Genomic DNA, 12,323 nt, shown 5'->3' on the forward strand with positions numbered 1-12,323 from the left:
CTTCGGAAGGTCACGCCGCAAGAGCGGTCTGAGAGCTGGTGTCGAGGTCCACGCCGAGACGGATCTCCGGCCGCTCGGAGCTGGCTACGGCGGGACCGACCGCCCGCATCTCGCACTGGCTGTAGCTCTGGTGGCGAAGGACCGCCGCGGCCCGGGCCGGCCCTTCAATGCGCATGGTCAGCAGGCCGCCCTGGGACAGCAGCCGCACGCGCACCGCCGTGCCGCGCACCGGAGTGAAGGCCCAGCGCGAGACGCTCCGCTGCGCCTGGGCCAGCTGCTTGGCGAAGCGGAGGACGTCCTCGAGCACCGGATCGAAGCCGGTGGTCGGGAGGAGCTCGAACGCCTGCCGGTCCTTGAGCGGCTTCCGGCCGAAGCGTCGACGCGCGACGGATACGGAGACAGCGACGACCACCGGCACGGGAATCAGCCACCACATGTTGCCGGTCAGCCACGTGATGGCGGTCTGCCCGTACGCCGGGAGGTCTTGTCCGACTTGGATCAGCCGGTCGATGACGTCGTTCGTGGTCATCGGGCGGCTCCTGGGCGCGAGAAGGCCGGAAGGAGAGAGGCAGCAGGCATGTCGGAACTCCGGGGAGACGGGGAGTGCGGATGCCTATAGAGGTGCGGTTTCGGACGCCCGTGTGACATGGGCGCCTGAACTTTTTTGATCTCCGGCCGAGGCCGCCGGCCAAGGAGTCCGGCCGCGGTGGGAGGTCAGGTGTCCTCGACATCAGCCGGGAAGCTGCCGGATTGCTTAACCGAAGCGGACCTTGGCGGTGCGCCCCGTCTCCTGGCGATCGTCGCCTGCCTGGCCTGGGCTACCACGCCTGTCCGCAGCCCTGCGTGGGCCCGGCTGCGGCTGTCCTCGGACGTTGTCAGCATCGACCGCTATGCTCAACGCAGCGCACCTCGCTTGTGCGCGCCGGCCCGGGCCCACCCCCGGAGCTACCGGTGAACCGTGCTGCCGCGCGGGGGCGAGTGACGACCGGTGCCCTCTTCCGAACCGCGCACCCTGGCCATGCTCGTGGTGGGACGAACCGCAGCGTCAGGACGCGACGATGGAGAAACGATGGCCCCGTCCTCCCGCAACACCACCAACCACCAGCGGATTGCCCGCGAGCTGAACCGCTCAACCGGTTGCGGCTACCAGAAGGCACTGCAGCGCGTAAAGGCCGCAGCCGACGCGGGCCAGCTGCCCGCCAAACTCGACCAGGCCGGCCGCGAAGAAGCTGTGCGGATGCTCGCCGAGAACCGCCCCCAGCCCGCACCCGCCCCGCTGGGCGTGGTGAGCGGCTCGTCCTCCGGCACACCTCCAGTGGTCGTGCACGGGCTGGTCCGCGGAGGCGCGGACAAGACCGTGACCACGCTTCCGGTCGGCCAGGTGGTCGAGATGTACCGGGCGATCGAGGCGCACCGGAACCTTCGGAATAAGGAGCGGACCGTCGACGCCATGCGGGCGCAACGGGACCAGGGCCTGCTCCCGTTCCTGCTCCCCGCGGTGCCGCAGGATTTGGCGACGCAGATGGAACAGCTGCTGGAGCAGACCCGTCGGCTGTCAGGGCGCGACGAGTCGCAGTGAACTGCCGTACACCGGTCGACGGTCGGATCAGCCAACCCGCTTCATGACGAGGATCTGGGACTTCCAGTACGAGAGCGGCTTGATCCGTACCTTGAGCCCCGTCTTGGGCGCGTCGATGACCTGGCCGCTGCCGATGTACATGGCGACGTGCTCGGGCCGGGCGGCGCTGCCGCGGCTGAAGAGCAGATCACCGGGTTGCAGATCGGCGGTCGACCGTATCTCCGTGCCTCGTTTGACCTGGTCGTAGGTGGTGCGGGGGAGGTTCACGCCGACGCTGGCCCAGGCCATCTTCATGAGGCTCGAGCAGTCGCATCCGTTGTTCTCCCGCAGGCTGAACGGCCTGCGGCAGTTGCCGCCCCACTGGTAGTCGGTGCCCAGTGCCGTCTGGGCTGCGGCCACCACCTGACCGGTGCGTCCGCTGCCGGCGGGGACCGGGCTGCTCGGCTGCATGGCATCGGTCCACTTCTCGGCGAGAGCACGGATGATCCTGACGTAGTTCTGAGTCTCCGTATACGGGGGGATCCCCTGATACTTCTTCACCTTGTACGGTCCGGCGTTGTACGCGGCCAGCATGTTGTCCGACTTGTCGCCGGGGATGTTGCGGACCTCTTCGGCGATGTCGCAGTCGTAGTCGACGGCCGCCGGCACCGCGTCGATCGGGTCCCAGACGTCCTTGTCGCCGTCGCCGTCGCCGTCCTTGCCGTGTGTTTTCCACGTGCCGGGGATGAACTGTGCGATTCCCTGAGCGAGCGGGACTTTGACCTCGGTCCCGTCCTTCTTCTTGATGATCTTGTAGGACTCGGCCTTGGGGTCGAAGCCGCTCTCCTGGTACAGCTGCGCGGCGAGCAGGGCCGGAGTCACTTCAGGGCATCCGTACTCGTTGATGGCCTTGTCGATCAGGGTCCGCAGCCAGTCCGGGACATCGGCGCTCTTGGAGATGCCGCCTCCGAAGCCGGCGTTCTGGATGTCATTGCCGGTGTTGTCGCTGCCGAGCTTGGTCACGACGGCCATCACGGCGGCGATGATGAGGGCGCACCAGCACAGCCAGGCGATCCCGAGGCCCGTGAGGATCTTCTTCAACGTAGTCTCCTCAGGCGTTCACGATCGCGGCGACCCGCCACGCGCCTGCGGGCACGTGGTGCATCTCGACTGCGAGCTGGTCGTGGGAGCGGGTGGCCGGCTGTCCAGCAGCGCGGGTCGTGCAGGTGTAGAGGAGCCGCACGTACGCCCGTTCGGATGTCGCGGCGGGTGCTCCGTCGGGGGTGGCGACGCGATCGACCGCGCAGTTCACGCGGGTCTCGTCTGCGAGCCACTGCTGCCACAGCCGCGTGGACCGGTCGCCCGGTTCGCGCAGTTGGGCGGCCAACTCGTCGGTGGCGTACGTGGCTGCACGTCGGCCGGCATCGCTGAAGGAGACGTCGTGTCCCGGGCGTGCGTCATGCGAGGCCCACGCCAGGACGAACCGGCGTGCCGTGTCGGCCGCCTTCGGCGGCACTGATTCCGGTGCGGACGGCTCCTGTTCCTCTGCTGCGGTGTCCTGAGCCGTCGGCGTCGGTTCGGACGATGTGCTCGGAGTGGAGGAAAGGGGGCCTGGAGAGGCCGTGGCCGTGCCCGGCTCGGCAGACGGGGCGGCTCGGCCGGGGTCGACGACCAGGAGCAGGATCCCGGTGATCGCCAGGAGGGCGGCCGCGGCGAAGAGCACGAAGATCTTCCAGGGGCTCGACTTCTCGGGCTGGGGTGCGGGCATCGGACACCTCCTGTAGGCGAGGCAGGGTGAGGGGAGTCGGGCGCGGGGGTCAGCGCGGTGCGCTCACCCCCGCGTGGATCGATCAGCTGCGGCGTCGGGGCGGACCGGCAGGCCGCGTGGCCCTGCGAATGGCGCGCGGGGCGGTGGGCGGCGGCGGTGCCGGCGGGTCATCGCCCTTCCTGGGGACAGGCGGGAGGTTCAGCACGGGCGTGGAGACGGACGCCGGATCCACCGCGGGAACCGTCGGTGAGGAACCGGACCGTGTCGATGCCGGGGCTGTGCCGGGGACCGGGGGAGCGGTGGCGGCCGCGCGTGTGCCGGGAGGGCTGGACGGCCGGGTCGCACCTGCCATCGGCTGAGCCATCCCGAGCTGGGCGTTGGCGGCATGACGGCCGACGAACCGCGCGGCGGTCTGCACATTCCGGCGGTACTCGTTGCCGAAGGCGCGGGCTCCGTCGACCTTGGCGGTGACCCGGGCACCAGCCCGGTTCTTCGCCGCGGTGAGCTGCCCCTTGACCGCGTTGGCCCGCGCGGCTGCGGCCGTGCCTCCCCGCTTGGCGGCGGCGATTCCGCGGGGAATCCCGACCGGGGCGCCCACGGTGGCCAGGGCCGCGACCTTGGTCGCCTTCCAGCCGAAGCGGGCGCTCGCTGCTGCGCCCTTGCCGGCCATGAGGGTGGCGCGTCCGCCGCGGGACTGCGACAGCTTGTTTGTGGCTGCTGCAGCGAGCCGGCGGCGCAGTGCCTGCTTGGCGGCGCCCTGGGCTGCGACCTTCGCGGCGGTGGCGGCGCCGCCGGTGCCCACGGCGGCTGCGGCGTTGGCCGCCAGACGGGCGGCAGAGCGCAGGCGGCCTCCGCGCTTGCCTCGCTGCGGCGGTCCCATCCACATCTGCTTGGCGCTGCGTCCGGCTCGGGCGAGCGGCTGGGTGACCTTGCGTGCCTCGCCGCGTGCCTCGCCGAACAGCTGCTTGATGCCGGGGGCCGTCTCGGCGTAGCGGCCGAACTGGTTGAAGACGCTCTGGCGGCTGCCGCCGACGCGGGCGTTGGCCAGGCGGCGGTTGAGGTTGACGCTGACCTGCCTCGCCGTCTCCTTGATCTTCTTCTGGCCGACGAGCCCGGCGACCGCGGCCAGGTCGAGGCAAATGAACTTGACCGCGAGGATCTCCCCGGTCTCCGCGTCGATCAGCGCGATGATCACGACGACGAAGATGGCGAGGAACAAGATCGCGAGGATGACGCCGAGGATCGCCTTCACGATCGCGGACACCCAGCGCCACAGCACTCCGCGTCCGCCGCCCGGCAGGATGCCGGCGGCCAGGGCCCAGTGGCCCTTCATCGCCTCGAACGCCAACCAGCCCTGCGAGACCAGGAAGGTCCCGGTGACCAGCACCATGAGGACGGACACGATGATCGCGGCGAGCGCGACGAACGCGGCCGAGAAGGTCATGTCGGCCGACGCCTTCTTCGCGTCCCCCTTCTTGACCTTGCAGACCTTGGTGAAGTGCTCGCCGGCGTTGGTGAGCTGGGCTGCGTAGGTTGCTTCACCCGTGGGGTTGATCCGGTTGGCCTCGAAGAAGTCGATGCCCATCTGCTCGAAGTTGTACTTGACCAGCGAGGCCTCCGCGAACGCCTTCGAGCAGGCAGGGTCCTTGAACGTCTTGCCGTAGAGCATGAGCTGGGTCGGCTTGACGATGAACGCGTCGACGAGGGCGTCGGTGATCGGTTTGGAGACGTCCTCGGGCTTGGAGTCTCCTTCGGGGTTCTGCGACAGCACGACCGCGCTCACCTCGAGCGACAGGTCCTTGGCCTTGCCGACCATCCCCTCGTCGCTCAGCAGCATCGTGGAGCCGCCGGGGGACGGCTGGTCGTGCGTACCCAGCAGTACCTGGGCCGGGGAGAGCAGCACCGTGGTGGCCACGGCGGCCACGACCAGTGACATGCCGGCCTCGGCGAAGCCGCGGCTGCGGTTCTTGAACAGGATGTGCCACGCCGCGTACAGGCCGGAGAAGAGCAGGAAGAGTCCCGGCAGGCCGAGGCGGTTGATGACCTGGTCACGCAGGCTCGTGGCGATGTCGTCGGCGGGCTTGACGAGGATCTTGGCGAGACCGAAGTCGAGCGCCCAGTCGATCAGCCAGCACGAGAAGCCGATGAACCATTTGGCGATGCCCATGAAGAACTGCGAGAGCAGGTTCCAGATCTTCAGGTCGATGTCGTTCCAGTCGCCTGTGTCCGAATCCACGCTGTACGCGCTGATCGGGACGCCGTCCCTGTCCTTGACGTTGAACGGCTGCAGCAGCCCGTCGGAGGCGTCCTTGGGCGACTTGCTCAGGTCCTCGACCGGCCGGTTCTCATCGCCCGGCTGCGGCGCAGGCGGCGTCACGCCGGGCCGGGGCTCCATGGGGTTGTAGGAGTCCTCCGGCTCGGGCTTCGGCTTGGCTTCCGGCTTGTCGTCGTTGCCGCTGTCGTCGCCCCCCTTGCAGTACTTGTACTGGGCGCTGCCTTTGGGCAGTTGGTCGCACGGATCCGGCTTGTCCTTGCCGGGCTCGGGCTTGGGCTTGTCCGGCTTCGGGGTCGGTTTGGCGTCCGGCGCGGTGGGCGCCGGTCCCGGCTTCGGATTGGGGACCGTGTCGGCGAACGCGACCGCGGCGGACAGGCCCAGCAGCAGTGCCAGGGGCACGGCTATGAGCCAGATCCGCAGGGCGCGGCCGCGCGGCGCGGCACGGGAGGCGGACTTCATGCCAGTGCCCCTTCGATGGGCACATCGACGGCCGGCTCGTCCTCATCCATCTGCCCCGGAGTGGTGTGGATGGCGTCGGCGGCTTCGTCGTCGGCCGGGATGAGCACCTTGATGCCGCCGATGCGCCGGCGCAGGTCGCGGTAGAGGCCCTCGCCGGCGCGCAGGCTGCGCTCGGCGTCGGACACGTTGAGAGGGCTCAGGTTCTCCGTGATCAGCTTGATCATCTCGTCGTCGGCGGGGTCGAGGTCGATGAACTCGAGGCAGCGGGCGGCGAGGGTCTTGCTGCGGTGGCGGAAGACGAAGATGTGGCTGAGCAGGGCGCGGATCTTGTCGCCGATCTCGTTCTTCGGCCCGATGTCGTACGGGTCGTGCGAGCCCGCGTAAACCCCGGCGTTGTGTTTGCGGCCGTCGGCGATGATCTCGAGCAGAAGGTTGGAGCCCTCGGCGGATGCGGTGAGCCACCAGCATTCGTCAAGGAACACCCCGGTGAACTCGGCCGGGTTGGAGAAGGCGACCTCGCGGCACAGCGCGGTGATCAGGTACATCAGTCGCCAGCCGAAACGTGTCTCCACCTCCAGGCTGCGCAGGCGGTGCTCGTCGAGTTCCTCCTTGCGTGGCAGGGCGAGGCGGTCGACGGCGAACACGATCGAGTCGGCGTTGCTGATCCTGACGACCGGCAGATTCGGATCGAAGATCGTGCGGCCCAAGTCCTTCTTGGCCAGGGCCCGCATCTTGCGGACGAGCTCGGAGGCCGCGGCGCGCACGGCTATGTCGTTCGGCTCGTCCGGGTCCGGAGTCTTGGCACGCAGGCCGAGGTTGGTGATGAGCGAGGTCATCGACGGGTTGGGGCCCAGGCGCGTGGTCTCGATGGCCTCGGCGAGCGTGACGCCTTCGACCGACATGCTGGCGATGTCGAGCAGGGGGGTGAGGAAGGACTCGCAGTAGCGGGCCGCGCGCGGGCCGCGGAAGACCCGCAGCGGGTCGAGGGAGACGCCGGCGGTCTCGTCGACGCGGATGATCTGGGTCTCGCCCGGGCAGGCCAGGGCGAAGCGGCTCCATTCCTGCTGCGGGGTGCGGTCGATCACCAGGGCGCGGCCGCGGCTTCGGGCCTGGCCCGCGCGGTGCCCGGTGGACAGGATCGAGTACATCGCGGTCTTGAGGGCGACACTCTTGCCGGAGCCGAGCTCGCCGACGAACGCGGCGCTCGCGCTGGCGTTGACGCGCGGGCCGTGGCTGAAGTCGATGAGGACAGGGCGCACGCCGCCGCCGGACAGCTGCAGGCCGAACAGGGAGCCGGTGTCGTCGCCGAGGTTGGCGCCGCTGAACGGCATCGCCATGGCGAAGTCCCTGGCCAGCAGGTACTGGGTGAAGTCGAGGAGTGGCCGGGGCGTCTTGGTGCCGGGCAGCATCGCGTGGAAGAGCGGCACCTGGTCGCCGACGGGCCGGGTGAGGGTGTAGTCGTTGCCGCCGAAGTGGTGCTGCAGGGAGGCCGCGCGTTCGTTGGCCTCTTCCGGGGTGGCGCCCCACACACAGGTGACGACGGAAGCACGGATCTCGACCTCGGTGGCCGAGGAGGTCAGCCGGTCGCGGTACTCGTCCAGAGCGAAGGCGGCCTTGTCCAGACTCGCGGGAACGCCGGCGGTCTCGCCGTCGTACTCGCCGCGCTGGTGGGCCAGTTCGCGCTGCTGCCTGCGGGACTTCGGCTCGGCCTTCGAGCCGGCCTCGATGTTCAGGCGGACCGCCCAGTCGACCGGGAAGCCGAAATCGTCCAGGGCGGCCAGGTACTCCGAGCCGGGGAACCGGAAGCTCTCTGGCATCTCGGCCAGGACGCTGAAGGCCTGGTAGCTGCTGCCGTGTTCGGTGGTCACCTTGGCGTACCGGCGGGCGAAGGGGTTCGAGGGGCCCTTACGGCGCTGGCCGCCGCGGCCGCCCTCGTCGAGAACGACCTGGGTGTGGGCGGCGACGGTGTGCCCCCGGCCGCGCAGGCCGCGGGGCGCTCCCTCTTCGGGGAACAGCGGCTCGTCCAGGCCGCGCCGTGCCGCATGTCCGTAGATCCACAGGATCTCGGCCTCGGTGGCGGCCTTGAGCTTGATACCGGCTGGCCACGAGGCGGCGAGGCGGTTGGCCTGGAGCAGGCGCTTGGCTTCCTCGGCCGCGGAGATGGGCGGGCTCGGCAGGCCGAGCGCGGCCATGAGCTCGACCTGGGCGGAGGAAGCAACAGCCTTGGCGGTCTGCTTGAGGTCCAGGTGCGGCAGAGGTATCGCCAGGAAGTCGACGCGCCCGGTGAGCTCGAGCCCGTCCAACTGGTCGAGCACCTTCAGGGAGAGGTCGACGTACTCCGGGCTCTTGTCCCAGTCGACGCCGGCGGTCATGCGCTTGACGACGGAGGCCGCGTCGACCTGCGGGCACAGGCTCAGAAGCAGGGCCTCGCCGCGCAACGCCTTGAAGAGCGCCTCGAGCGCGTCGAGGCGCTCCCGCTTGGTGGCTTTCGAACCGTGGGTGTAGTTCTCGCTGTCGACCTTCCACACGCCCCACGTGGCGGCGTTGGTCGTCCAGATGAGATGGCCGCTGATGTGCCGGACGGGGAGACGCATGGGGAAGTCCTTCGTGAACAGGGCGCGCGCGGGGCAGCGGCGCTAGGGACGGGAGTTCTGGTCCTCGATCGAGGCGAGGAGGCTCTGCAGCTGGCTGCGCCCGCCGGTGCGCGGCGCCACCGTGCGCGCGGAGGTGGCTGGCGCGGTGGGCGTGGCGATCGGCGCGGGGCCGGCCGTCCGACGCGCAGGCCGTGTCGGTTCCGCGGCGCGCGGGGCCCGCGCCGGCGCGACGGCAACGGGTTCGTCGGTGGGCCGGCTGGTGACGCGGACGGTGCAGGTCGTGCGGGTCAGATGGGGGCGGGACTGCCGCTGCGGGCGGCCGGCGAGCCGCCCGCCCGCCGGCGCCGAGGCGTAGACGAGCAGGGACCGCAGCGCGCGCGCCGGGTCCCGGCCGTCGATGCGCGCGTAGCGCAGCACCCAGGCCAGCCCCCACGGGAGCGCGATCATGATCAGGATGTTCGCGAGACCGAAGTGGGCCCACAGGGCCTGCGTCAGGGCCAGGGAGCCGAAGACGACGACCATGGTGACGATCTGGGTGATCGTGTATGGGCCGCCCGGGATCCGTCCGGCGCCCGGGAGTTTGCCGATGACGAGCGGGTGCTTGCGGGCGCGGGTGTAGGAATGCCCGATGAGGTCTTCCTCGGACGCACTCACAGCAGCGCCCTGACGTCACCGGTCCCGGGACCGGGCACCTGCACGGAGGCGCTGGCAGTGTCCTCGATCTCCGAGCCGACCTTGGTCTGCAGCGACGGCAGGTTGGCGATGCCCCACATCACGAGGGCGCCCAGGAGGAACGCGACGAGCGTGGCCACCCAGGACTTGGTCCTCCAGTACGCCATCGCGACGGCGGCGAGCACCATCACACCCACGACCAGCTTGATGAGCGTGCCGATCTGGTTGGTCTTGAGGGTGGCCCAGTCGAGCAGGTCGCCGGCGAGGACGACGGTGTTGGGGTCAGCAGTCAGCGTGTGCATGAACGATTCCTCTTTCGGTCGTGGCGACGTGGTCAGCTGCCGGACGGCGGCGCGGAACCGCCGGGCGTGGAAGGAGCCGAAGGGGCGGAGGGCGCCGCCGAGTTCGGTGCGCTGGACGGCTTGCTCGTCGCGGCGGTGGCCGGTGCGTCGTCGAGGGAGGAGACCTCCCAGCGCCCGGCGCGCGCGGTCAGGCCGAGCGCGTAGGTGAGGGGGAAGGTGTTGCCGTCCGCGTCGGTGGCGTCGATGGAGACCAGCAGGCGCCTGCGGACGCCGTCGCCGGGCACCTTCGTGCCGGCGTTGTCCTCAGAGTTGTCCTGGACGCTGGTGAGCTTGATCGAGGTGTAGGGGGTCGGCACCACGGGGGAGAGGTGGACGCCGGGGGACGTGTAGCGGTCGAGCTCGCCCTGGCCGGCGACGTACGCCTTCAGGAAGGAGGCCGCGGTGTCGGACGCGGGGTCGGAGCTCCCGCTCCCGCGCGAGGTGGGGTATCCGAGGTCACCGGGCTTGAGCGCGGCGGGCGCCGCGACCTGCGCCGGCAAGGACACCGCGGTGTACGCGCTGGTGTCGTCGGAGCCGGTCGACTGCACGCCGACCCGGAAGTACTGCACGCCGGCGTCCGTGTAGCCGCCCTTCTTGGACTTCGCCGCGACGTTGACCGCCACGGTGACGCTCCAATAGCCGGGGGAGACCTCGCGGGCGTCCATCGCCTGGGTCCGCAGGGCACTTCGAGTCCCGGCCGGGTGTGTGAGGGCCACGCTGCCCGAGTAGTACGGGGCCAGGTTCTGCTCCGTCCCCTCTCCCGCCTCCAGGTAGGCGCCCACGAACAACTGCGCGAACCCGGCTGGGCCGGTGGAGGCGCTCGACTTGACCGCGGGCGTCGCCTTGGCCGCGCTCTGGGCAGGTGCCGACGAGCCGAACAGGGCCATGACCCCGATCAGCGGGCCGGAGGCGATCAGCGCCCAGGTGCCTGCCCGGGCCAGCCGCGTCAGACCGGCGAGCCCGGCCGTACTGGTCTTCCACCCGATGGACTGCTGCTCGTCGACGTCGTCCTGCTCGGTCTGGGCCGGCTCGCTGGTCTCGGCGACCGAGTCCTCGGGCCAGTCCTGCTGCTCGCGGCGAGCCTTGCGGCGTGCCCGCTTCACGACACGCTCCGCTGGGCCTGGGCCGTCAGGAGCTCGGCGATGCGGGACTTCAGCTGCTCGGGGGTGCGCGCCTTGAGCGCCTCCCAGGACTGGAGCGCGGGTTCCGAGTCGTTGTCGAGGAACTGGCGCATCTGCTCGTGCACCGTCCGGTCGAGGGGGTCCCGCACCAACGCGGTCCCCAGGCGGGTCGCGGTGATGCGAGCGGAGGCCACGCGGGTCTCGTCCTCATCGGCCAGAGGACCGGAGCGGGCGGGACCGGTGAAGGGGGCGGCAGCCATGGAGTACTCCCGTGAAATCGGTGGTCAGAGTGGGGAAGAGGGCCGTACGCGGATCACCCGTAGAGGTGTGGTTTCGGCCCGCCGTGTGACAGAGGAGGGCGGAAAACTTCAGGCGGCCGACCGCCGCGTCTGAAGCGCCGCCTCGCGCAGCGGGCGGACGGCACGGCTGGCCCGCTGACGCAGGCGCGCGCCTTCACTGCCCATCGACCGCCGGGTACGGGGGGTGCGCTCGGGGGTGGCGGAGGAATCGAGGTAGTAGCTCGCGATCCGCTGCGCGTCGGAGATCTTCAGCGCCTGGATGTCGACCGCCCACATCACCAGGGAGAGCAGTTCGGCGCGGGGGTCGTCGGAGCTGAGCTCCGGCTCGTCGCGGCTGACGATCTCCAGCTCGACCGCGCGCACCAGGCAGTCGGCCAGCTGCGCCTGCGTCGCCGGGTCGGGACCGACGGACGGCAGCAGTGCCGCGGCCCGGTCGCCGGCGAGCGGCAGCAGCGTGTCCCCTATCTCCTGCAGCACCGAGCGGTTGTCGTAGTCGGCGGCCAGGGTCTTCTGCGCCAGGACGAGCGTGTCCATCGCGATGTTCGCGAAGACGCCCCGCGGTCGCCGCTCGAGCGGGTAGGTGCCCACGACCTCGAACAGCGCGCTGAACATCGACGAGACGATGTCGTCCCATCGGATCCCGTCACGCTGCTGCGACTTGGCCATCGACACGGCCTTGGGCAGCATCACGCGCGCAGCGGTGCACCAGGCGAGGTCGCGGTCGGACCCCGATTCCTGGACCCGCCGCAGCAGGAAGAGCATCGCCTGGTCGTGCTGTTCCCAGGCGCCACGACGGAAGAGACCGGTGATCCGGTCCACCACGTCCTGCGGGGTGCGAGCGCCCTCGAAGTGGAGGTGTTCGTGCGACCAGTGCGCGACGGCGTCGCCGGCGCGGGTGCTTTCGCACAGGACCGCCCAGTCGCGGTTCAGGCTCCGCAGGGTGCTGGAGCCCTCGTCAGTGGCCGAGGCGGACAGAGAGCTGAGGGTGTTGGTGATGTGCGACATCCGTGACCGTCCTTCGTCATCCGGTGGGGATGCCGCTGACGATCTTTTGACCCCCCTTGTCCGCGGTCTGACCGCGTGGGGCGGCGAGGACTGTCAAGGAGAAACACGTCGAATCGCGCTCTGCGGCGACGTGGGCTGCACACCTGGACAAGGGGTGCGCACGAGGTGCGCGTGCCGGTGCGCGCACCTGGACAAGGGGGTGCGCACCGGTGCGCGTCGGTGCGCATCGAG

At 70.2% G+C, this 12,323-nt stretch carries 11 protein-coding genes; 1 reads left to right on the forward strand and 10 read right to left on the reverse strand.

Going from position 1 to position 12,323, the window contains the following annotated elements:
* Positions 1 to 10: 10 nt before the first annotated feature.
* On the reverse strand, positions 11 to 529 hold the full coding sequence (locus tag IG90_RS0127450) for a hypothetical protein (protein ID WP_007494400.1): 519 nt from the start codon (positions 527 to 529) through the stop codon (positions 11 to 13).
* A gap of 540 nt (positions 530 to 1,069) precedes the next feature.
* Between IG90_RS0127450 and IG90_RS0127455 the strand changes: the two genes are divergently transcribed.
* Positions 1,070 to 1,579, forward strand: coding sequence for a hypothetical protein (locus tag IG90_RS0127455; protein WP_007494402.1), 510 nt, complete (start codon positions 1,070 to 1,072; stop codon positions 1,577 to 1,579).
* A gap of 27 nt (positions 1,580 to 1,606) precedes the next feature.
* Here the strand turns inward: IG90_RS0127455 and IG90_RS0127460 are convergent, their stop codons facing one another.
* From IG90_RS0127460 to IG90_RS0127500, 9 genes are all read right to left on the reverse strand, one after another.
* The gene (locus IG90_RS0127460; RefSeq protein WP_007494403.1) at positions 1,607 to 2,659 is read right to left on the reverse strand and encodes a bifunctional lytic transglycosylase/C40 family peptidase; all 1,053 of its coding nucleotides are present in this window, start codon (positions 2,657 to 2,659) and stop codon (positions 1,607 to 1,609) included.
* Positions 2,660 to 2,669: 10 nt separating this feature from the next.
* Positions 2,670 to 3,326 (reverse strand): hypothetical protein, encoded by a 657-nt coding sequence (locus IG90_RS0127465; protein ID WP_007494405.1) that lies wholly within the window; start codon positions 3,324 to 3,326, stop codon positions 2,670 to 2,672.
* A gap of 82 nt (positions 3,327 to 3,408) precedes the next feature.
* The gene (locus IG90_RS0127470) at positions 3,409 to 6,060 is read right to left on the reverse strand and encodes a TrbL/VirB6 family protein (protein ID WP_030590041.1); all 2,652 of its coding nucleotides are present in this window, start codon (positions 6,058 to 6,060) and stop codon (positions 3,409 to 3,411) included.
* On the reverse strand, positions 6,057 to 8,654 hold the full coding sequence (locus IG90_RS0127475) for an ATP-binding protein (protein WP_007494409.1): 2,598 nt from the start codon (positions 8,652 to 8,654) through the stop codon (positions 6,057 to 6,059). The genes IG90_RS0127470 and IG90_RS0127475 overlap by 4 nt, the downstream gene beginning before the upstream one ends.
* Before the next feature lie 42 nt (positions 8,655 to 8,696).
* Positions 8,697 to 9,308, reverse strand: coding sequence for a hypothetical protein (locus tag IG90_RS46170; protein ID WP_007494412.1), 612 nt, complete (start codon positions 9,306 to 9,308; stop codon positions 8,697 to 8,699).
* Positions 9,305 to 9,628, reverse strand: a complete 324-nt coding sequence (locus tag IG90_RS39810) for a hypothetical protein (protein WP_007494414.1) — start codon at positions 9,626 to 9,628, stop codon at positions 9,305 to 9,307. The genes IG90_RS46170 and IG90_RS39810 overlap by 4 nt, the downstream gene beginning before the upstream one ends.
* A 32-nt stretch (positions 9,629 to 9,660) precedes the next feature.
* On the reverse strand, positions 9,661 to 10,770 hold the full coding sequence (locus tag IG90_RS0127490) for a conjugal transfer protein (RefSeq protein WP_007494416.1): 1,110 nt from the start codon (positions 10,768 to 10,770) through the stop codon (positions 9,661 to 9,663).
* A complete protein-coding gene (locus IG90_RS0127495; protein WP_007494418.1) occupies positions 10,767 to 11,048 on the reverse strand; it encodes a hypothetical protein in 282 nt (93 codons plus the stop codon). The genes IG90_RS0127490 and IG90_RS0127495 overlap by 4 nt, the downstream gene beginning before the upstream one ends.
* Before the next feature lie 108 nt (positions 11,049 to 11,156).
* On the reverse strand, positions 11,157 to 12,092 hold the full coding sequence (locus tag IG90_RS0127500) for a hypothetical protein (protein WP_007494420.1): 936 nt from the start codon (positions 12,090 to 12,092) through the stop codon (positions 11,157 to 11,159).
* Positions 12,093 to 12,323: the final 231 nt, after the last annotated feature.

Origin of the sequence: Streptomyces anulatus, assembly GCF_000721175.1 — a bacterium.
In the GTDB taxonomy this organism is placed as follows: domain Bacteria; phylum Actinomycetota; class Actinomycetes; order Streptomycetales; family Streptomycetaceae; genus Streptomyces; species Streptomyces anulatus_C.